Raw genomic sequence first — 21,170 nt, forward strand, 5'->3', positions numbered from 1 at the left:
CCCAGATCCCTGCGTTTTGAGGGTTCACAGCAATCTAGCACAGGACGCCTCCTGCGTCACCGCTCGCTCGCCCTCGTGCCACAAGCTGCCTTCGCCTAGCTCGTCATTTCGGGGCGCGCGGGCGAGTGCTGGGCGAGAACCCAAACGCCATCGCAGAGACCTCATTCATCCGGATTTCGTTATTGAGATCGTTCAGCATTCGGCTGACCAGGGACGGCTTGCTAGAGCTCGTCTTGCCCAGTCCGGCTCGCGGGGACATGAGAGAGTTGTCGAGCAGCAGCATCAGCTCGCGCCCGCGCTCCAACGCATTCTCGCGGTGACTGACAATTGTTTCCGCCATTCCGCCCCGGGAACGGATCGCCGTCGCCGACAGCGTCATCTGTTCCGTGTGCGAAAGGCCGCCAGGATAATGGTCGTCCTGGAAGAGATCGTACAGGTAATCCTGCAGGCAGAAGTCCTCTGAAACGCTCGGCGCTGACTGAAGCTGCTCGCCTGTCAGCCGGATGCAGAGATCCCCGTAAAGCACCAGGAACTGCCGCATCGCGTGCCGCGCCCGCTCCCATTCCTTGTAGTTCGCCGCCAGGAGAAGAGGCGCGTATCTCTCTCCCGAACGAAGGAAATGGATCGCGGAGGCAAATATCGTGATAAGGGCCGTCCCAATTGCGGGCGCCTCCGAGGCGCTCTCGACGAGTAGGGCGGGGCGCCCGGAGTCCGAAAGCTTTTCCGAAATTGCGGAAACGGCAGTCTCCACCTCGTTGGAGGTGACGCGTCCGAGCCGGAAGGCGTCGGTTATTTCGTCGAGTTCGAAGCCAACGACAGTGTCGAGATGGCGAAGGTGAAATGTTGCATCCAGGGAAATCCCGAGATCTGCATTGGCCAATGCAGCGTCGAACCATTCGGTGAATTCGACGAGGTGTTTTTTGATTTCGGGAACGGTTACGGCGGTCGGCTTGGCCAGCATGGATGAGTGCCCTTCAGGTTGCATTTGTCTCGGATCTACAAGGCACATCCTGAAAACGCGTGAAGGGCAAGGCTCGAATTTTAAGCAAGCAGAGGCGGCATTTCGAGTGCCTCCGCATCGTGCTTACCTGTCACCGGCTGGACGTCGCTTCGAAAGGGGCTGATCGGGGACGACAGTTCGCGCTAGTAGTCGGATACTGCCTGCCGCTTGTACTGGGAGAAGCCAACCTCGAAATCTTCAGTGTCGAACCGGACAGCGTCAATGTGCCTGACTTCCAGGTCTTTCGAGGATATCGTCAAGGTCTCCAACCTCGCGCTGCCGAAATCCATATCGTCTTCGGCAGCAGTCGGAACGGTCCACATGCCCATCAACGGGTCCCCGAAGGCGTGACTCCGCGGAGGTTCCGGCTTCTTATCCGGAGGGAGGCGCCAGGTAACTGAATACTCAGGATAAAACCCGTCCTCGTCGGTTCGCTCCTGATAAACGGCGGTCTCTGTGTCTGTTGGGATAACGATCTTCTGCACGAGAGAGGCTTTATGAAATAACACGACATTTTGTGCCTCGCCGCCCGCCTGCACCGACGGGAAGATAATCCCGTCAAGCGGTCCCACCATATCCGTTGCCAGAAAATCCGCCACAGCCTGGGTGGGAAGATATTCAAATTCTTGGTCATCCGGCATGACAGGTCGCGACATTCGTCTGCTCAAGTCTCTAAGGAACGACATGCGACTGATCGTGTCTGCGTAACTCGGATCGAAGAAACTTCCCTTTGGGGCGGTGGCCCCACGAAGCGCCGTGAGATCAAGAAGCCTGATTGATCTGATTAGCCTGAATTTGCCGATCGCGACTTTGCTGCCTACAGGCGGACGAACCTCCGCAATTGCGGTTTCGGGATCAGTTGCGCCATAGAATGCGGAAATGCCTCGAGCGTTCATGCGCCCGGATGCCGCGAAGGCCGACGGAGGAGGACCAATTTCCTTGTCTGGTCGCAGCAAGGCTGCCTCCAGCTTCTCTCCAGACTGAAAAGCGCGCGCTCGGAACAAGTGTTCGTAAACGGTTCCTGGCCCACCTTCCACGACGAGAGGGCCGCCGCGCTTGGTCGTCATCGTTCCGATGCCCTCGAACACGCTGTTGAGGACCTGCAGTGCATGGCCGCTAAAAAATCTGGCCTCGGTCTTGAGGGATCGTTCGAAAGAAAGCCATGCCCGATGCCACTCGCGGTCGTTAGGTTTCACCTCTTCATAATGCAGTTCGCTGTCATATTCGGTTGTCTCGCCTATCTGATCGGCATCGAAGTCCCTGAACCGCTCCGCCAGAACCTCCTGAATGTCAGAGGCAACCGCCTCGGATACATCGGCCACGCCCATGATGGCGTAGATGGCCTGCTCTCCGTCTGGCTCGAATTCAAACGAACTATCGGGGTCCCTGTGCATGGCCCATTCGTAACTGTTCATCTCCATTCGGGCGCGTGAGAAGTGGCGTTCGAATGCACCATGCACCTCATCACAGATCCTCGACATCTGAAAGCACATGTCCTGATTGCCGCAATAGTCGCATTGGGCATCAGTTCCCTCTTTGGAGATCAACGCGCTCAGGTAGGGTTCCTGAACGCAGCCCTCGCAAAGCAACCTGTCTTCTATGTCTCTGTCCATCGTTGTCTCCGGTCGTGAATTTATTGTTCGCCACTATGCCCGAAATCAAGATATCGAGGCGGATCCTTGTCAACGAGCCAGACGCCTTTCTCGGCCTGGACGAACGAGAGGCCCTCGATAGCGAATCGTACGGAGTAATTGTATCCAAGGCGCACGACAACGTAGTGGCGAATATTTAATGACGAAAATAGGTTATGTGATCAAAGGCGGGTTGCTAGCCGCAATCGCAATACTGACCGCCTTCTGGCTATACGATTTGGGTGCGACCAACTCCAACAAGAAGGGTTTGCTCGAAGCCCAGGAGTCCTTCGCCGTAAAGGACCAACATGATGCGGCGGCGGAAAAATGCGGGATTCTTTCCGGTAATGACCAGATCCGCTGCGTCGTTGAAGTCATCTCCGGAACAGAAGCGGTTCGCCACGACAGGTTGGATCTCGTGGCTCAGCAGACCGTGGCTGACTGGACTGCGTGGATAGTGTTTATCTCGGCGGCCCAGGCGGTGTTCGGGCTGCTCGGCTTGGTCTGGATCGCACGGACTTTCGCGCAAGGCGCAGTTGCCGTCAAAGCGAGCATTGATGCGCTTGAACTCTCCCGCCACGCTTTCGAACTCGAGAACCGTCCTTGGCTTAGGATCACCGAAGTCAATGTCACCAAGGTTCGTGCGCGGAATGACAGACTGAGGGTGAGCGCGACCCTTAAAATTACGCACTCCGGACGCACACCTGCGGTGGGTGTCGAGATTATCTGCAATCTATATCCGTTCAGCGAAATCGATGAGTCTTTGACGAGTTTTGCGGAAGAGCTTAAGGCGCCACCGTCTGCATACAGCCGCCCACTCAACATTGCTCCAGACACTGAGTCTGAAGCACAGACTGTTGGCGTCTATTGGTACAGCGAAGAGGAGAGGCAAGAGCAAAGGGGCGACAGCGTTACGTACGTCCTCATGGTGGCCGTCCGATACCGTGGGTTGGTTGGGGACAACCAATTCAAGTCGACAACGACGGGTCTCTTCGTGTCCACAGGCGATCCGGACAGAAGGCTCTCCCCTGGAATGCAAGAAATCGACCTAACGACCTTGGAAATCCGTCCCACCAATCGATTGGACGAGATGAGATAGCTGTGGCTGCCGTCGATTTGAGCTGAGACTTCATTGAGCCTGGGGAAGCAAGTAGTTGCAATACGCACTGGTTGAAAACGAGCGATGCGAGGCGCGCTCGCATTTGAAGGGTTTGTGCCCAAGTTGCGGGGCACCCATGCTTGCTAAATGTGGCCCGCGCGTCATGCATCATTGGGCGCATGCCCATAGGAAAGACTGTGATCCTTGGTGGGAGAACGAAACAGATTGGCACCGTCAATGGAAGGGCCACTTCCCAATCGATTGTCGGGAGCAGGTCAAAGTGGCCCCGGATGGAGAGATCCATCGCGCCGACATCATTACACGCACGGGAATTGTCATTGAGGTCCAGCACTCGGCGATGACCGACAAAGAGCGACAATCGCGAGAGGAATTCTATCAAAATCTAGTGTGGATCGTGGACGGCAGAGGGTTCCGAAAGCAGTTCGATCTCTATCATTTTCTGCCCGATCCAGAGAACGAGGAAGCAAAAGATCTCGTCTGGTTCAAAGCAGCTCGTGGCCTGCACGGCGCAAACAGGGGAATGTTCTGGAGACGATCAGAGAACCCCGGCCACGAGCCCGGTGGTTTGGTGCTGCTCCATGCAGCAAGGGATGTGGAACATCTCATGGCGACCTATCGCGGTCACCAACAATATCACTGGGTCAGGCCGCGGAAAACATGGTTGGATGCGCAATGCCCGGTTTACATCGACTTCGGTGACGAATGGCTTTTCCAGCTCACCCGATACGGCACTGATGGTCTCGACGTCGTCTATCGGGTGGCGAAAGCCAAATTTATCCACGACGCGATGATCGAAACCGATGCACGGGCCATTGCTACAAGATTTTACCGAATATGATGATTGAAGCGGGTGTCGGCTCAATGTTTCAAGAAATGCAGGAGATACGTACGTGATTGATGACGGGCTCGAGGCGCTCAGAGCGCAAATCGGTCTCGCGGAGATAGCCTCGCTTGTGGAGAGGACGGCCAGATGGGTCGCCCCCGAAACGTTTCACTATCTTCCGGTTTGGTATCCGGAGCACGCACGCCGGAAGTACTTCTACAATGCCAACTGGTCGGAGCCGCGGATGAACACGAACCGTGTGAGCAGGTCAAAGACTCATAAATTCGAGGGGAACTTGAATGCCAACGAAGCGCTGACGAAGGCGCTCGGGCTCCGCAAGAAGAACCGCCCGAACTGGTCTTGTTGTCACCTTTGGGGCGTCGATGATGCGACATTCCAGAAGTCAAACGATGTTGTGTCGGACCATCGCTTCTACTCTTGCATCGGTAACATGGTGCTTTTGCCGACGCCGTTGAAGGCGTTCACGGACACCATGCCGGAAATAAAGGCGATGCTCCGGCTTTGTGCTCGCAACCTTTATCGCTGGCAATGCGACCACGAGACAATGGAAGCGACCAATAAAGCTCTCGACGACTGGAACGATTGGTCAGCGTGGCCAAAGAGCTGGCCGCGAAAGGGAGAGTCGAAGCTTCCGCTCGGTACTGTCGCGATAACTGATGCGATCAAGGCCGATGCCGACCGGAGACTGACGGCGATCCGGCGGGATCTTGTCGAGGCCGGGGACTATTACCCGCGGGACGAAGTCCGGCACGCTCTCCGCTACTGGAGAATCGCAGAGGCTTGAAGTGATTGGGTTGACGCGGCAGCAATTTGGTTTTTCCAGAGCGGCTCAAGAGCTGAAGCCTTTGGCGTGGGACCGATCGCGTACACGGCGCTAAGAGCTGTACTTGCCGTAGTCGGGCCCCAACATCTTACAGCTGCTTTTGAACGCCGAGCGGCAGACCTTGTGACGCATTCACCACTCGACCACATCCCAGCGATGATCTCGTGTGTAGGCTGCTGAAGGTGACACTGGCGACCTGCTTCTCTGCGAGTTCGGCGCGGGCATGGCTGGCAGCTCGACCGCAGGCCCGGCACGCGACTTCGATGATCGGATCGCGCATTGCCCCGGGGGTCAAGGATACGCTGCTATCGCCAAGGCACGTCGAGTTGAGTTACAACCTTGACGCACTGGTTGTCAGCCTGTCGCCGGAGCATCCCATCTGGACGGCGAACAACCGTTACTTTAGCTAAAGTTTCCGCCCTATCAACGAGTGTCTCAGATGACTCAAGACCACGATGAGCCGCCGCCGTTTCTCTATAAGTACACCAGTGCCGCCAGGGCATTGCAGATCATCCGGGACTCGACGCTGTTCCTGGCACCTGCTGCCGGTCAGAATGACTTGTATGAGTTCCGCGCGAGATCCCTCTTCAGGTTGGACGACGATACCAAACACCGAATCTATGCGAAGGGATTGGTAGCGACGGGCGTGTTCTCAGACTTCCAAGAGGCGTTCGACGCCTCAAAGGACTTGGATTTCGAGGAGGCGCGGGAGACCGAGAAGAATGCGATCGAGGTGCTCAACATCAACCTCGACCTCATCATGCAGCACTCGGGAGTGACCTGTTTCTCGTCCGAACGAAACAACCAGCGTATGTGGGGAACCTACGGCGATAACCATGCCGGCGTCGTTATCGAATTCTCTACGGATCCCGCGTTGTCCCGTCTCGGAGGGCATTTCGGGCAAGTGCGATATATCGACAGGAATCCCGGGTTCTGTCCGTCCAACTTCATGGACGGCGATATGCGCTACGACTCCCATCTCCTTTCAACGCTGCTGTACTTCAAACATATCGACTGGGTGGGGGAAAAGGAGTGGCGGCTGATCATGATCGCCGTTGAGGAACAAGCACCGAAGGACCGTATCGTACACTTTGAACGAAGCGCGATAACGCGAGTATTCTTGGGCCCCCGCATAGAGCCGGAGCTCGAGGCGCAGATCATTTCGGCTGCCGATGCAGCACCTCGGATCCCGACCTACAAGCGTCGGATCGACCCGTTCGAAGCCGCAGAAGACCTCGTGGGCTTCGAGGCTCTTAAGGGTCCTGAAGACCTGAAATACTGGTTCCCCCAATTCGGTCGCAAAAACGAACGAGATGGCAGCAGCTGAGCGCTTGTCTTTATCGATGTGGCTGCCGGTGATCGAGCCTAGCTGGATTTGATGCCGGTCATGGCTTCAGTCTCGATCAGGTATTCGTCCGCTTGCTTCGCTAGGTTTTCGAAGAACTTGCGGGCGAGTCCGGGAGCCGTCTGAACGGCAGGTTCGATCCCAGCGTAAGCTCGTTCGATGGCGAGAGCAGTCACCCAGGCGCCGAGCGAGTAAGGATGTGCAATCTCGTTCTGAAATGACGATATCGTGGTGTCGCGAAGGTGATGGATGATGCCTTCGACAGTTTCCCTATCCCAGGAACGAATGTCGGCACCGGCGTGCTCGCTCTCCTGCTTGTTCATCTCGCCAAGAGCGATTTGGGCGATGTGAGATGTCCGGGTCGCAAGAATCCTTTGCTGGCGCAGCTGGATCGCGAAAGCAGTTTTCTGGTGCTGATCAGCTTCCCGGATCTGTTTCGAAAGATAGAGGATCGTCGGCGCCGCAACGATGGCCGCGGCCCACCCGCTTGTTGCCGCCAGCCACTCCCTCACGCAGGATTCGTCAGGCACGCAGATGGCTGTCGCGTGCAGGGCGCCCAGCTGGAAGCCCAGGAAGAATGCTGCGATGGCGAGCGCCACCGAACCCGTGAGCAATAGTACGCGCATGTCTCCCCCGCCTTGGTTTCGGCGAGGATAGTTGGGCATAGCCTGCCACTGCAATACTAGACGGCGATCTTAGTTTGGGTCGCGCATGACCGTGCTCACGGCCGTCGAGAGATCTTCCGCTCGCTTCGTCTCGCATTCCCAGATGACATGGACAATCCACCCCATCTTTTCGAGATCTGTTGTGTTTCGTTGATCGCGCGCGATATTGGCGTCGAACTTCGCGTTCCAGAATTCGGTTCGCGTCTTTGGCATTGATGCCATGCGGCAGTTCTCGTGCCGATGCCAGAAGCAGCCATGAACGAACACGGCAATCCTTCGTGCAGGCAGCACTATGTCCGGGCGACCGGGAAGATCCTTGCGATGGAGGCGAAAACGGCCGCCGCATGCATGCAGCGCCCTCCGAACCTTGAGTTCGGGCGTGGTGTTCTTGCTCTTCACCTTCGCCATCAGTGCAGAACGCTTCGGATCGATCATTGTCTGTGAACCTTTCCCGGTCACAGACACCTAGAGGGCGATTGCGTTTGCAGCGTGGCGAATGGGTTTAGTGCTGGGTCGAGTCCTTGGGATACTTGGCGACATGAGCGGCGAACAGTTCTCCGATCACCTCTCCAAGCTTTACGGGGACTGCGTTTCCGATCAGGCGCCCAAGCTTATCGAAACTCGCATTTCGCTCGTCTGGCAGAAATGAATATTCCTTCGGGAACCCCTGTAGCATCGATGCTTCCCGCAGACTGATCGCTCGATCCTGCTCAGGGTGGCCAAATCGGCCGTTGCCGTATCCAAAACACTGAGTGGTGATCGTCGGAGCTGGCGCGTCCCATTCCATTCGGCCGTATACCGAGGGATAAGTCGCACCGGTGTCCTTCGTGTGACACGAAGCCCGAAGCTCTTTCGGCCAATCCCGCCACGTACCGCCCGGCCTCGAGTGTCGAATCCTTTGCATGTTCACACTGCTGAGGCGGCTCGCGCGATGGAGCGCGTCCGCTGGATCGTTTTCGCCGGCTGAAAGCTTTGGGAGGTCTTGAATCGTCTCCCGGACTGTCACGATCGGGCGCTCGAACTCAGGGATCGTTATGGGGCCCAGACGCGAGGCAACAAGGACCAGTCTCTTGCGGGTTTGGGGAAGGCCGATCGTCTGGCATTCAACGACGCGCCAATCTACCCAATAGCCCGCCAGCTTCTCCAAAAACCGTCTGAAGATCGGTTGTTGTGCCAATGGAGGAACATTCTCCATGGTGACCAGATCTGGCTGAACCTTCTCAACGATGTTCCCGAAGTGCTCGACAAGTCTCCAGTCTTCGCTGCGATTGTCGCCTGCTTGCACGCCATGCTTCTGCTTTGCCGCGCGCGAATATGTCGAGAAAGGCTGACAGGGAGCGCAACCAGCGAGAAGGCTCACCGAGCTTCCTTCGAATACACCTGCAACGATCTTCGGATCGAGCGAAGCGACATCGGCTTGAAGGAACCTGGCATTCGAATTGCGTTCGATCGGGTGGGCACATCCGGGATCGATATCTACCCCAAGCTCGACAGAAATGCCCGCGGACTGCAATCCATAGGTGAGGCCACCCACTCCACAGAACAGGTCGACTGCGACAATTTCCGGACGGTCGAGTTCAGGCATCGGCAACCATATACTTTTTCTGCGAGGCGAAATTCACGAATGCGGCGACCGCGAGGTCGAGATAGTCCAACGTCACTGACGCAAGGTCGGAGATGTTCGAGAGGCTTAAGTCCTTGGCGCCGTCCTCGAAGGTTCGCGTCCCATGCGCGATCGCATTTCGCCTGTCCGCGAGGAACTTCATGGGTGTCATATCTCTGTACATAGGCGAGGCCTGAATCCTCGGCGCGATGTCTGCATTCAAAGGAAACGAAACCCCAAGTCGTCGGCAGAATTTTAGAATCACGTCGTCGGACCAGGTACCGGAGGGCTTCTTGAAGTGAAGGTCGTTCATCGGATCTTGCCGAAGGAGCTTCCGGGCAGCGCCATGCACGACATCGAGCCGTGTGTCTTCGTTGCCATCTACTCCAGTCCTGGCGTAGCTTCGCAGCCATTCCTTCAATGTCACATTGGACCATTGGGACGGGTGTACCGAAAGCACCTCTTTGCCAAGCTCTTCTATCGCAGTCGTCATCGTCGCTTCCACGATATTGTAGAGGTGGACGATGAGGCCGGATTTTATTGTCAGCAGGTGCCGCGCGCTCAGCGCCATTTCGCCGAGAGAGGTGTCGCCCTCCATAAGGCGTCGGTCCAGAGCCCTAGCGAACGCGAGATGTCCATCGAATTCTTGGCGCCGCTCCGTAAGTGAATTCTGAAGGTTGATCATTGGTTCAACACGATCGCTTTTCCAAGGTCGATACGTCCTTCCAGTTTCGAACGAACGTTGGCGCCGTCCGAAACCACCACGCTGTCGAACTTCGCAGCATCCATGCGCTTTGCGACGTCGGCCGACGCGACAGTCAGGTTGGGATTTTCACGCAGCGCCAACGCGGAGCCAACGGCAATCGCCTCGAAGCGAACCCTCGGCACAGTATTCGCGGTCTTGTTTTTTCGAAACCCAAGCGGGAAGCTCGCCGCCACGAACTTCAGCATCCGAAGGAACTCGGTTCTCATATCGGGGACAACGCTACCGTCGGCATCCGCAGCTTGGTTCGCGTCCTTGAGGTAGTCGTAAAGGAACTTTTTCGGTCTGTCCCGATAACCCGGAAAGCGCCCATCGCCGGTGTCGTTCCTGTTCAGATAGGCGAAGAATCGAGTGACGAGTTCTTCTCGCTCACGCTGTTTAATCGCCTTATCGGTCAAAGGAGTCATGTCGCAGAATTCTTTGGACTCCGCGAGTTCCTGGATCAGGGTTGTGACCGGGCCCGGCAGAGAGCCGCGACGGATCTCGGCTTCGTTCGCGGTCGTGCCCATGCGATTAATGCGCGCAAACATCTCGGCCCGCGTTGCAGGATCGGTTTCCGTATCGAGGAGGATCGTGCGGATGGTGATGTCTTCCAGCTTGTTCTGGCGGTCTCCCGGCAGATCACTGAAAGAAAACCCGTTCAACTCCGGAATCAGGACGAGATCACGAAGCCGCATTCCTTCCTTCAGGAATGACCTCATGGCGCGCATTCGCTGCGAGCCGTCCACGATCTCCATCCTTCCATCGGACGTCTGATAGAAAAACATGAAAGGTATCGGCAGTCCAACGATCAAGGATTCGATGAACTGCGACTTCTGTTCGTCGTTCCAAGCAAGGTTTCGTTGGTACTCTGGCACGAAGTATCGATCGGATGTGTCGTCCTTGAAACGGCTCACGTACATCGATACCGGATATTCCGCGACATTGAACTTGACTTGCCGAGAGACGGCGATGACCGCCTGCTCGGCAGCTTGAACAACATCATCCGCAATCTTTTTAACCGTCTTCGGCTTTGCCATCGATATCGGGACCACACTTACGATTGGTAGAACAAACACCGAAACTTATGCACGTAGACATACGATTCGACCAGCGCTGTAGGGTTAAAAACAGAGTTGTCAACGAGTTCGGGTTCGCAAAGGGAAGGGCGTCCTCCCACCTGACACTTCTCCGAGAGTACTAGCCGCGTCCCGTCACGAAGTGCTTCGGCATTAGCATGTGCAGCCGATCGTCTTCGAGCGGCCAATACACGAGGAACGTGGCGTTCGGAAATCCTTCTGACTCGCATTTAAGCTCGACCGGAGTGCCGCGGACGATTTCGATCCCGTTCGCAGCCGCCTGAGAGCGGATAAGTTGCTCTAAAGGTTCTGGCGCCTCCGCCATCACAAGCTCGCGCAGCGGAAGCTGCTCGTCAATGAAAGGGTAAAGGCCATCTGGTAGTTCGATTGTCATTGCTAATCTCTCGCCGCTGTCGCGCTCTTCCGGTTGGGAACGCGGGTGACGCCTAAGCATTAGCTGGGAATGCAGGCCGATCAATGATTTGCTGCTAAGGTAGGAAGCGATGCCGGGATTTCAGTGATTTGTCGCTTTCATTGTGCTATCCAATATTGAGGCATCTGCAAATAGGCGGATGCTCGCCCTAGGTGATCTGCTGAGTGCGATTGTCGGAAATCTTGAACAACGGAGTGGCGTACCTATGGCAAAGCCGAATTGGATCGATGGGGCCGAAGACTTGCTAGACGACTTCCGGCTGATAGATGAACGCAACCGCGGGACGATCACCCCGATGTTGCGCAGTTCGATCTTGCGGTTTGCAGAGCGCGGACTGCCGAGTGACTGGATTGCAGAGCAGATGGCTGTTGATCTCGGCGATGTGGAAATGGTGTTGGACGGTTACAGTCGAAAGCCGAGATAGTTCCTCAGCCGCTCGAGATGGGGGCCGTCAGTTTCATCATCGTCGCGTGAGAACTCCAACCTGCCGCGCCACGAGGCTTTGCTCTCGATGAGCAGGACCTCACCCAGCGGTTTGCGCACACTCTCGTCTGTGGTCGATGTTACTATTCTCTGAGAGTCGGCAATCATCCAGATTCCAGCGGGGTTGTCATCCATGATGATATTGTGCCAGGTTTGCTTGTCTTCCCAGTTCAGCTCCCTGACCTTACCAATCGTCATCAATATCAGATCGCGACATTTTGGGTCCTTCCAACTTTTCTCGCTCGGTAAAAAACCCGCACGAGCCCAAAGGAAGGAGCCGTCGTCAACCGCAGTTATGCCAAGGCGTTCCAGATTTAGCTCGCGCGCCAACCGGTATGCATTTCTCAGCAACGATCTGCTGATGCCTTGCCTGCGAAAGTCTTCCTCAACTTTCAAAAAATCCATATTGATTTGCGCATCAGGAAACATAACCGATCGGCCAGCTTCATAAACGAGCGCATTGTCGAAATGGGCTTTAAGCGAGACGGACGCTTCGTTCGACAAGGTGTCGATCTTTTCCAGGCCGAAATCGTGTTCATAGTCGGTACCGGTTGAAAGCTGCCGACAGAGTCCTGCAGGAAATCGGTCGGTAGAGCTGCCAAACTGACTTATCCACCAGTCCACGTCCGATTCCGAAACACGGCATCTAGTTTCGACGCCGTATCCGAGCATTTTTATCCGAATCTTGCTGTTCATCACATCCCCCGGTGCTGGAAGGGATACGACCAAAGCCTTGCACGTTTGCTAACAAGAAGTGACGGTGTGAACGTAGAGGCCTTGCCGCCTATCACCGGAACGTCAATGAACTGCTTCCGCCGTCATTGTCTGGCTTCGGCATAGAATCGGGCGCCGAGCCGAGGTGCCCATCTGGGAACCAAGTCGGTGCCGTAGCGCCCATTTGCATTCGCTCGAGAAAGAAGTTTCGAAGACCCGCACCGAGAAGCATGCCGCTGCCGGTGATCCGGAGGTCGACATAATTGAACCTGCGCAGTAGATGCTCCGAGCCATCCAGGGCAATCCAAGAACTTCCTCCTGTAGTGCCGAGATCGAGATAAACCCGGTGGCCTTCGTACTTCGACATCAGTCTCCGTCGTTTGTCTTCAAAGCCGTGGGTCAACAGCCAAGCGCGGACATCGATTGGCCTTATCGCCTTCATCGTAGTCTCCTCATCAATTGAGGAAAGGATCACGGCGCCGGCGGCATTCGACAAAGGGGTGGTTCTCTTCGGAAGAGATCGCTAGTCCTTTTCAAAGGACGGCGCGGGATGCTGAGAAAGCTGCCGGTCATCCTAACCCGTCGTTTACGGACCTCCGGTAGCACTGCGAAATCCGCAGGAGAAAACACGTGTACGAACTACTCAAGATGAAGGAACGCCTGGACGAGGTCACGGACACCGATGTTCGTGAATATCTGCAGGAAGCTCTTGCCTGTTACAGCGTCAGGGCTTTTCGCGCCTGCATCGTGATGACCGCGAATGCGGTTTTCGATCATCTGATAGCGAGGGTCGAGGATTTCGCGCAGTATGACAAAGCTGCCGAAGATCTGAGGGGCCGAATTGATGGCGACCTCAAGTCTCAGAGGTCCTTCGAGGCGCACATGATCGAAGAACTGCACAAGTCAAAATTCGTAACAGACGCGCAGAAGTTCGAGCTTTCAAACATCAGAGAGGGCAGAAACAAGGCGGCTCATCCGTCTGGTATCCATGCCACCGAGGAAGATGCCCAGAAGATTTTCATGACGTCCGTCGACGTGTTTCTTAAACCCAGATGGCTGACCGCCGAGGAAGGGAGCAGAAGACTAATCTCGGAGATGAAAGCTGGGTCAATCTTCCCGAAAAGCGGCGACGATGTTGTCGTTGTCGATGAGAAGTTGCTCCAGATACACGCATTGGCGTACCCGAAGCTCATTGGGGATCTTTGGTCTGAGCTGAAAAGTCCTACGGACGATGCCTTCCGGTCGAATGCACTGCGGTTCCTGGTCGCTTTGGCAAGCAAGCACGACGAGGGACACCGGGGATCAATCGGAAAGAAACTGGGGTCCTCCAAGAAGAAGACATCCGGAACCTCGTGGGAAGATCATCTGTGGCTCGCGATGATCATCAACGCCGACATTGCGCTTCTCACAACGCTGGACGGTAGCCCGCGACGTCTACTGGACGAACAGCTTGCCGCCACTTTCAGCGATGCAGAGTGCGATCGGGATCGTCTGCTCGCGGTCTCCGAAGGTTTCATCCAGGCGGTTGCGGCCTCACCAGATCGCAAATCTCTCGTAGTCAATTTTCCAGATGCGATACGCGCTGCGATCGAAGTGTCTGGGGTGCGTGCGGTTTTGTTCGGGACCCTGAAGGAAGCTGATCTAATGAGAGATCGCGCGCTGGGCCCGGTCTGGGATTCCTGGGAGGATGGCCATAGCGCGCTCCGAGTTGCTGAAGCTCTCCCGGATGTCGATAGCGTGCTGGCGGGGCATCTGTCGGGCCAAGAAGGATTCGACCTCATTGCGGCACTATGCGCGTTCTCGAGGCAGATGAAGCAGAGTTCCGTCAACCAGCTCGTGGACACTGGTTTTGGTCTCGCCCCGGCGTTGCGCGAGAAGGCGATAGCCTTCATCAACGAGCAACCGGATGAAGCTATCGAGACTTTGGAGCACTTTGATCTATGTGGTCCGGCAATGCTCCTGAGCGACTATCTGACACCTCGGAGACGTGTGTTCCATAGGAGGGTGGCAGGCTAGGGGCCGAGCTGCCACCTTATCGGCGCCCAGCTCTTGGCTCGATTGTGTTGCCAGAGGATTTCTCAGGGTGCGGCGGTCGTCGGTTGATGGACGTCTTTGAGAAGCTGCGGCGCGATCCGCCGGATCTCCTCCTTGATATTGTCCCAGTCACCCCACTCGTTCCCGAGGTGCCATTCATCATCGTTGTACCAGAGACTGACATCGGCGTCGTCGATACCGATGGAGAGGCTGTTTCCACGGTACGCCAACTTCGCGCAGCTCAGATCCAATCCGAGATCGACCTCTAGGTTGCGACGGAAGTTCTCGTACGCTTCGTTGAACAGTCGCTCTATGGTCTTCCCGTAGTCCGTTCCGGCAATGACCTCGCTGGTTCGCGGTGAATGGACCTCGTATTCGGAATTGCCCTTCTGCACCACGATGAGCCTCTCGGCCTGCCCGGACTCGAAATCGCTCCAGCTGGTTGGAGCAATCCAAGTGTATCCGAGCAGCATCCGTTCGGAATTCCAGTCGCGAAAATTCCCGAAGTTGTCGAATTCATAGCGATCGTCGCTGGAGGCATGTTCGCGATCCCCGCGGAAGATCTCCGACACCACCCGGTTCCTTGGCAGGGGGCGCCCATCCAGAAGCCCGCGGAGCTCCTCGGAGACCAGATCGTTTTTGCCGCGAGGGAGCTTGCCAGTCGCAGCGGGCAGATCCCGCAGATCGTCAAGGCTCGTCGCGGCTCCGATTTTCTCGAAGCCTTCGTAGAGCTCCCAGGACGATGGCTTCTCGAACTTGAGGCTGATATCGCCCCACTTGACTACAAGTCGGTCGCCCCAGTGCCGCATCGTGGCGCCATCAAGGTCGAGATCCAAATCGGTCGCCAGTGCCTGTTTGAATGCGGCCGCAGCGATTTCATAGAGGCGCTTGGCTACCGTCTCGAACTCACGGGACGTCGTCCCGTAGGCGTCCCAATTGCGGGTGTCGTAGACCGAGTAGTCGTCATCGAAACTCTCCTCGGCGAAGACCACCAGTCGATGAGCATCGTCCGCCAGGAAGTCGGCGAAGTTGGCCGGCGGTAGCCAGACATGGCCCTCCATGCAGGGCGAGTATGTAGCGTTCTCGACCGCGATGTATCGATACTCGTCCGCCGAATAGCGAGATGAACTCTTCTTCGGCCGCGCGTCGCGCCAGTCGTAGATACCCATGATGTCCTCCTAGATGCAGGTCCAAGCCTGGATTGGGAGGATGCAAGTCTCAACGGCGGCCGCCAGGGGAGCGGTATTCGGGTGGTGCTATCGAGCCAATATCCAAGGCCTTCGTTTCGCACGGAAGGCGCCCTTAGACCCATTTGTGGAGGCCGAAACGGTCGCAATCAGGCGCCTACGACCGGAAGGTGATCCTTGGCTGCTAAGCCGCTGACGCCACGGTATTTTTCAACCGTGACTTTTCAAAGCGTGCAAGAATGTCAGGAAAGTCGGGATTCGTGCCTTCTGTGAACGGGCTGCTCACAAACCGCGCCTACTGCCGTCCGGCGATGATCGACGAGTTCACGTCCTTGATGTCGCGCTTGCCGCAAAGCGCCATGGTCACGTCCATCTCCTTGCGCAGGATGCTGAGCGCCAGCGAAACGCCTTCCTTGCCCATGGCGCCGAGGCCGTAGAGGAAGGGGCGGCCGATGTAGGTGCCCTTGGCGCCGAGCGCGACGGCCTTCAGCACGTCCTGGCCGGAGCGGATGCCGCCGTCGAGATGCACTTCGATCCTGTCGCCGACGGCGTCGACAATTCCGGGCAGCATGCTGATCGAGGAGGGGGCGCCGTCGAGCTGGCGGCCGCCGTGGTTGGAGACGATGATGGCGTCGGCGCCGGTGTCGGCTGCCGCCTTCGCGTCCTCGACGTCGCAGATGCCCTTGATGATCAGCGGGCCGCCCCACTGTTCCTTGATCCAGGCGACATCGGCCCAGGAGAGCTGCGGGTCGAACTGCTCCGCCGTCCATGAAGACAGCGACGAGAGGTCGGAGACGTTCTTGGCATGGCCGACGATGTTGCCGAAGGAGCGGCGCTTGGTCTGCAGCATGTCGAGGCACCAGAAGGGCCGTGTCGCCATCTGCCAGATGTGCTTGGGCGTGAATTTCGGCGGCGCGGAGAGGCCGTTGCGCAGGTCCTTGTGGCGCTGGCCGAGGATCTGCAGGTCGGCGGTCAAGACCAGCGCCGAGCACTTGGCGGCCTTGGCGCGGTTGATCAGGTTCAGCACGAAGTCCTTGTCCTTCATGACATAAAGCTGGAACCAGAAGGGTTTGGTGGTGACCGAGGCGACATCCTCGATCGAGCAGATGCTCATGGTCGACAGGGTGAAGGGAACGCCGGCCTCCTCGGCCGCCTGCGCCGCCAGCATCTCGCCATCGGCGTGCTGCATGCCGGTCATGCCCGTTGGGGCGAGAGCGACGGGCATCGCCACTTTCTGGCCCACCATCGTCGTCTCCAGCGTGCGGTTCGTCATGTCGACGAGCACGCGCTGACGCAGGCCGATCTTGGCAAAATCGCTCTCGTTGGCGCGGTAGGTCTGCTCCGTCCATGCGCCGGAATCGGCGTAGTCGAAGAACATCTTGGGGACGCGTCGCTGGGCAAGCGATTTCAGATCGGCAATGGTGAGAGGTTTGGTCATGGATAAGACTTTCACATCTGAATAATGCAACCGGCCATATCACATATAATTTACATCCGAAACGGTATCTTTCTCGCCCGCGCCGAAGCCTCTTACGGGATGAGCAACAGGCTGCCGCTGCTCAGTCCGGCCTCCAGTTCGGTGTGGGCCGCGGCGGCATCGGAAAGGGCGAATTCGCGGGTGGGAAGCGTGAGAATGCCGAGCCGGATGGCCTCGATCGCCGCCGTCGCCGCCTCCAGGTAGAAGGCCGGATCGGCGCTCGCCGCCATGATGCTCGGATGCGACAATGACTTGTTCGGGCGCAGCGCCTCGATCGCCACCGGCGGTATCGGCCCCGCCGCCTGGCCAAAGCTCGCGGCCATGCCGAAGGGGCGGATGCACTGGATAGTCTTCGCCAGCATCGCGCCGCCGATCCCATCATAGCCGACATCGACGCCACGCCCTGATGTCAGCGCCATGACGTCTGCGACCAGATCGGCATCGCGGCCGATCACCAGATGGTCGGCGCCGTTCGCGGTCGCGAGTGCCGCTTTTTCCGCGCTGCTGACGGTGCCGATGACAGTGGCGCCGAGGTGCTTGGCCCAGCGCACCAGAAGCGTGCCGAGGCCGCCGGCGGCGGCGTGCACGAGGATGGTGCTTTCAGGCGTCACCGTGTGGATGCGGTGGAGCAGCATATAGGCCGTCATGCCCTTGAGCATCATGGCGGCGGCCTGTTTCGAGCCGACATCGTCGGCCAGGCGGATGGCGCGATGCGCCGGTAGCAGGCGGGTCGAGGCATAGGCGCCGACGGGGGCGCCCACATAGACGACGCGGTCGCCGGGAGAGACCGTCGTCACCTCGGAGCCAACCGCTTCGACCACGCCGGCACCTTCGGCGCCGATGACGGCGGGGTAGGCGGGCAGCGGATAGAGACCCTTGCGATGATAGATATCCAGGAAGTTGACGCCGATGGCGTCGTGGCGGATGCGGATCTCGTTTGGTCCCGGCGCCTGCGGTTCTTGCGGGGTCACTGTCAGCTGCTCGATGCCGCCCGGGGTGGTGAGGGTGATTGCGATATCCATATTCCGATTTCCTGTGCCTGTCTGGCGCTGAAGATGGGGGATGGTTGCGTGATTGAAAATTCCCTATGATCTCACATCGCTTGGGAAAAAATGATCAATGCTGGATTGGGAAGATTTGCGCCATCTGCTGGCGCTGTCGCAACTCGGAACCTTGTCGGGCGCTGCGCGGGCGCTTGGGGTCGAGCATGCGACGGTATCGCGGCGGGTGGCGCATCTGGAGCGCGAGATCGGCGCCAGGCTGGTTGACCGGCGTGGGCGGCGGATCCTTTTGACGGCGGAGGGCGTGCGTGTTGCCGCGATCGCCGAGCGCATGAGCGCCGATGCCGTGACCATCGCGCGCGGCGGTATCGGTGCCGATCAAAGCCATGTCGGCGAGGTCCGCATCAGTGCGCCGCCGGCCTATGCGGGCGCGGTTCTGGCACCGCCGCTGGTGCGGCTGAGAGCGCGCCATCCCGGCATCAGGGTCACGCTCATCGGCGAAACGCGCTATGCCTCGCTTGGGCGGCGGGAGGCGGATATCGCCGTGAGGCTCAATCGGCCTGAGAGTGGCGATCTGACTGTCTCGAAGATCGGCGAGGTGGGTTTTCATGCCTATGCGGCCTCAGGCTATGCCGAGACGGTCGACGAGCGCGACTGGACATTCATCGGCTATGACGAGGGGATGGCGTCGTCGCCGCAGGAGGAGCGGCTGGCCGAGATCGCCGCTGGCCGGCCGATCGCGATCCGCGCCTCGACGCTGGAGTTCCAGCTGGCGGCGGTCAAGGCCGGCGGCGGCGTGGCGCTGCTGCCCGATTTCATGGCAGAGGGCCAAGGGCTGGCGTGGCTGGATCTGGATGGAGCCGATATCACGCGCGATCTGTGGCTTGTCGTCCATAGCGACATCAAGGATGTGCCGCTGGTGCGGGCGGTTATGGATGCGCTGCGCGAGCGTTGACGGTGATCGTTGGCTGACGATGCATTTTGGTTCGGCAGATTGTCGGAATATGTTGGGCCACCGCGTCCTTGGGGAGAACACAAGAGGAGGAAGCGATGCGAGAGTTGATCCTGGCCATGGCGATGACGCTCGATGGTTTTGTCAGCGGCCCCGAGGGTCAGACCGAGTGGATTTTCACCGGCGACGAGGAAGCGATCGCCTGGAAGGTCGAGAACGCCTGGAATGCCAGCCTGCACATCATGGGCAGCCGTACCTTCGAGGGGATGGCGCGCTTCTGGCCGACATCGACCAACGTCTTCGCACCCGCGATGAACCAGATTCCCAAGGCGGTGTTTTCGAAAAAGGGCGCGGCGATCCTGCCGAAGGCGATCGACGCGGCGCCATCAGGCGAGCCGCAACCCGGCGCCGACAGCTGGAGCAAGGCCTATGTGGCGAGCGGCGATCTCGCCGAGGAAATCGCCAGGTTGAAGGCGGAAGACGGCAAGCCGATCATCGCCCATGGTGGCGCCAACTTCGCGCGCAGCCTTATCGCCCATGATCTGGTCGATCAGTATATGCTGATGGTCTATCCGCTCGCGCTCGGTCGCGGCCAGCCGATCTTTTCCGATCTGGCGCAGCCGAGGCAATTGCAACTGATGAGCACGCGCGTGTTTCCCAAGGGCGCCATCGCGCAGGTCTATCGGCGGGCCTAAAGCACCGCCTTCGCCGCCACGCCCGCGACATAGGTCTCGACGATGGCGCGATCATCGCCCATGGTCTGCAGCAGGAAGAGCTCTTCCGGCAGCGTTTTCACCACTTCCATCTTCAGCGCCATGGCCGGCGTCGCGCCGGCATCGAGCACCACAACGTCGGCATCGGTGCCCTTGTCGAGCGTGCCGATGCGATCGGCGAGAGAGAGGGACTGGGCGTTGCCAAGCGTCATCAGGTAATAGCTTTCCAGCGGGTTCAGGCGTTCGCCGAGCAGCTGCTGGATCTTGTAGGCCTCATCCATGGTCCGCAGCATGGAATAGCTCGAGCCGCCGCCGATATCGGTGGCGACGCCGATGCGGACCGGCTTGTCGCGGCGCATCAGTGCCTTCAGCGGGAAGAGGCCGGAGCCGAGGAAGAGGTTGGAGGTCGGGCAGTGGACGGCGATTGCGCCGGCCTCGCTCATGGCGTCCGCCTCGCGCTCCGACAGGTGGATGCAGTGGCCGAAGAGCGTCTTGTCACCGAGCAGGCCGTAGCGGGCATAGATATCGGTGTAGTCGATCGCCTCAGGATAGAGCTCGCAGGTGAACTTGATCTCGTCATGGTTTTCGGAGAGATGCGTCTGGATGTGCAGGTCGGGGAATTCGCGGGCGAGCGCCTGCGTCGCTTCCATCTGGGCGGGCGTCGAAGTGATGGCGAAGCGCGGGGTGATGGCGACGTGGTTGCGGCCCTTGCCGTGCCAGTCGGCGATGATCTCTCGGGTCTCGTCGTAGCCCATCTGGGGTGTGTCGAGCAGGCCTTGCGGGGCGTTGCGGTCCATCATCACCTTGCCGCCGACCATGCGCATGTTGCGCTTCATGGCCTCGGCGAAGAAGGCGTCAACGGAGGTCTTGTGCACGGAGCAGTAGGCGACCGCCGTCGTCGTGCCGTGGCGGATCAGTTCGTCGTAGAAATGCGTGGCGATACGCTGAGCATGGGCGCTTTCGACGAAGCGGCATTCCTCGGGGAAGGTGTAGGTGTTCAGCCATTCCAGGAGATTGGCGGCGTAGGAGGCGATCACCTGCATCTGCGGGAAATGCAGGTGCATGTCGATGAACCCGGGTATGATCAGATGCGGGCGGTGGTCGATCTCGATCGCATCGGCTGCGGCGCTGGCCTTGACCTCGCTGTAGGGGCCGCTTTCGACGATCACGCCACTATCCATCAACAGGCCGCCATCGGTTTCGTAGCGGTAGCTTTCGCTGTCAGTCAGGCTCTGAGGTGCCCTGACGAAGGAGAGCAGGCGGCCGCGGAGGAGGGTTTGGGTCATGGGCGTTCGCCTTTGTCGATTGCGTGTCGTCGTCAGAG

General features: G+C 58.3%; 22 protein-coding genes. 8 read left to right on the forward strand and 14 right to left on the reverse strand.

Annotated elements, in window-relative coordinates; translation table 11 throughout:
• Positions 1-103: 103 nt before the first annotated feature.
• Positions 104-961 (reverse strand): hypothetical protein, encoded by an 858-nt coding sequence (locus tag ACODTZ_RS33465; RefSeq protein WP_489031318.1) that lies wholly within the window; start codon positions 959-961, stop codon positions 104-106.
• Positions 962-1,143: 182 nt separating this feature from the next.
• Positions 1,144-2,613, reverse strand: a complete 1,470-nt coding sequence (locus tag ACODTZ_RS33470) for an RES family NAD+ phosphorylase (RefSeq protein ID WP_489031320.1) — start codon at positions 2,611-2,613, stop codon at positions 1,144-1,146.
• Positions 2,614-2,791: 178 nt separating this feature from the next.
• Between ACODTZ_RS33470 and ACODTZ_RS33475 the strand changes: the two genes are divergently transcribed.
• The 4 genes from ACODTZ_RS33475 (at position 2,792) to ACODTZ_RS33490 (ending at position 6,745) form a co-directional block, all read left to right on the forward strand.
• Positions 2,792-3,730, forward strand: a complete 939-nt coding sequence (locus ACODTZ_RS33475) for a hypothetical protein (protein WP_489031322.1) — start codon at positions 2,792-2,794, stop codon at positions 3,728-3,730.
• A gap of 55 nt (positions 3,731-3,785) precedes the next feature.
• Entirely contained in the window at positions 3,786-4,589 is an 804-nt protein-coding gene (locus ACODTZ_RS33480) for a competence protein CoiA (RefSeq protein ID WP_489031324.1), read from the forward strand.
• Positions 4,590-4,641: 52 nt separating this feature from the next.
• Complete coding sequence (locus ACODTZ_RS33485; protein ID WP_489031326.1) at positions 4,642-5,379, forward strand: hypothetical protein; 738 nt, start codon at positions 4,642-4,644, stop codon at positions 5,377-5,379.
• A 478-nt stretch (positions 5,380-5,857) separates the two neighbouring features.
• Positions 5,858-6,745, forward strand: coding sequence for a DUF2971 domain-containing protein (locus ACODTZ_RS33490; RefSeq protein ID WP_489031328.1), 888 nt, complete (start codon positions 5,858-5,860; stop codon positions 6,743-6,745).
• Positions 6,746-6,783: 38 nt separating this feature from the next.
• Here ACODTZ_RS33490 and ACODTZ_RS33495 read toward each other — a convergent pair whose 3' ends face one another.
• The 6 genes from ACODTZ_RS33495 to ACODTZ_RS33520 all read right to left on the reverse strand — a co-directional run bounded on the left by ACODTZ_RS33495 (position 6,784) and on the right by ACODTZ_RS33520 (position 11,246).
• A complete protein-coding gene (locus tag ACODTZ_RS33495) occupies positions 6,784-7,362 on the reverse strand; it encodes a hypothetical protein (protein ID WP_489031330.1) in 579 nt (192 codons plus the stop codon).
• Positions 7,363-7,458: 96 nt separating this feature from the next.
• Positions 7,459-7,863, reverse strand: coding sequence for a very short patch repair endonuclease (locus ACODTZ_RS33500; protein ID WP_489031332.1), 405 nt, complete (start codon positions 7,861-7,863; stop codon positions 7,459-7,461).
• A gap of 67 nt (positions 7,864-7,930) precedes the next feature.
• A complete protein-coding gene (locus ACODTZ_RS33505) occupies positions 7,931-9,013 on the reverse strand; it encodes a DNA cytosine methyltransferase (protein WP_489031334.1) in 1,083 nt (360 codons plus the stop codon).
• Complete coding sequence (locus ACODTZ_RS33510) at positions 9,006-9,716, reverse strand: MAE_28990/MAE_18760 family HEPN-like nuclease (protein WP_489031336.1); 711 nt, start codon at positions 9,714-9,716, stop codon at positions 9,006-9,008. The genes ACODTZ_RS33505 and ACODTZ_RS33510 overlap by 8 nt, the downstream gene beginning before the upstream one ends.
• A complete protein-coding gene (locus ACODTZ_RS33515) occupies positions 9,713-10,813 on the reverse strand; it encodes a DUF262 domain-containing protein (protein WP_489031338.1) in 1,101 nt (366 codons plus the stop codon). The genes ACODTZ_RS33510 and ACODTZ_RS33515 overlap by 4 nt, the downstream gene beginning before the upstream one ends.
• A gap of 160 nt (positions 10,814-10,973) precedes the next feature.
• Entirely contained in the window at positions 10,974-11,246 is a 273-nt protein-coding gene (locus ACODTZ_RS33520) for a hypothetical protein (RefSeq protein WP_489031340.1), read from the reverse strand.
• 244 nt (positions 11,247-11,490) lie between these two features.
• Between ACODTZ_RS33520 and ACODTZ_RS33525 the strand changes: the two genes are divergently transcribed.
• Positions 11,491-11,709, forward strand: a complete 219-nt coding sequence (locus ACODTZ_RS33525) for a hypothetical protein (RefSeq protein WP_489031342.1) — start codon at positions 11,491-11,493, stop codon at positions 11,707-11,709.
• Here ACODTZ_RS33525 and ACODTZ_RS33530 read toward each other — a convergent pair.
• Both ACODTZ_RS33530 and ACODTZ_RS33535 read right to left on the reverse strand, forming a co-directional pair.
• Positions 11,688-12,464 carry a hypothetical protein gene (locus ACODTZ_RS33530; RefSeq protein ID WP_489031344.1) on the reverse strand — a complete coding sequence of 259 codons (777 nt, stop codon included), beginning with the start codon at positions 12,462-12,464 and terminating at the stop codon, positions 11,688-11,690. The two genes, ACODTZ_RS33525 and ACODTZ_RS33530, sit on opposite strands and share 22 nt — an antisense overlap.
• Before the next feature lie 91 nt (positions 12,465-12,555).
• On the reverse strand, positions 12,556-12,924 hold the full coding sequence (locus ACODTZ_RS33535) for a hypothetical protein (RefSeq protein ID WP_489031346.1): 369 nt from the start codon (positions 12,922-12,924) through the stop codon (positions 12,556-12,558).
• Positions 12,925-13,112: 188 nt separating this feature from the next.
• Between ACODTZ_RS33535 and ACODTZ_RS33540 the strand changes: the two genes are divergently transcribed.
• Complete coding sequence (locus ACODTZ_RS33540) at positions 13,113-14,498, forward strand: hypothetical protein (RefSeq protein ID WP_489031348.1); 1,386 nt, start codon at positions 13,113-13,115, stop codon at positions 14,496-14,498.
• A 62-nt stretch (positions 14,499-14,560) separates the two neighbouring features.
• On the opposite strand, the gene ACODTZ_RS33545 is transcribed toward ACODTZ_RS33540, so the two are convergent.
• From ACODTZ_RS33545 to ACODTZ_RS33555, 3 genes are all read right to left on the reverse strand, one after another.
• On the reverse strand, positions 14,561-15,685 hold the full coding sequence (locus ACODTZ_RS33545; protein ID WP_489031350.1) for a hypothetical protein: 1,125 nt from the start codon (positions 15,683-15,685) through the stop codon (positions 14,561-14,563).
• Between the two features lie 313 nt (positions 15,686-15,998).
• Positions 15,999-17,141 carry an alpha-hydroxy acid oxidase gene (locus ACODTZ_RS33550; RefSeq protein WP_489031352.1) on the reverse strand — a complete coding sequence of 381 codons (1,143 nt, stop codon included), beginning with the start codon at positions 17,139-17,141 and terminating at the stop codon, positions 15,999-16,001.
• A gap of 92 nt (positions 17,142-17,233) precedes the next feature.
• Positions 17,234-18,202, reverse strand: a complete 969-nt coding sequence (locus tag ACODTZ_RS33555; protein ID WP_489031354.1) for a quinone oxidoreductase family protein — start codon at positions 18,200-18,202, stop codon at positions 17,234-17,236.
• Positions 18,203-18,299: 97 nt separating this feature from the next.
• Between ACODTZ_RS33555 and ACODTZ_RS33560 the strand changes: the two genes are divergently transcribed.
• Both ACODTZ_RS33560 and ACODTZ_RS33565 read left to right on the forward strand, forming a co-directional pair.
• Positions 18,300-19,136, forward strand: coding sequence for a LysR family transcriptional regulator (locus tag ACODTZ_RS33560; protein WP_489031356.1), 837 nt, complete (start codon positions 18,300-18,302; stop codon positions 19,134-19,136).
• Positions 19,137-19,231: 95 nt separating this feature from the next.
• The gene (locus ACODTZ_RS33565; protein ID WP_489031358.1) at positions 19,232-19,828 is read left to right on the forward strand and encodes a dihydrofolate reductase family protein; all 597 of its coding nucleotides are present in this window, start codon (positions 19,232-19,234) and stop codon (positions 19,826-19,828) included.
• On the opposite strand, the gene guaD is transcribed toward ACODTZ_RS33565, so the two are convergent.
• Positions 19,825-21,132 carry a guanine deaminase gene (guaD, locus tag ACODTZ_RS33570; RefSeq protein WP_489031360.1) on the reverse strand — a complete coding sequence of 436 codons (1,308 nt, stop codon included), beginning with the start codon at positions 21,130-21,132 and terminating at the stop codon, positions 19,825-19,827. The two genes, ACODTZ_RS33565 and guaD, sit on opposite strands and share 4 nt — an antisense overlap.
• Positions 21,133-21,170 lie beyond the last annotated feature (38 nt).

The sequence above is a fragment of the Rhizobium sp. FG113 genome, from assembly GCF_057809895.1.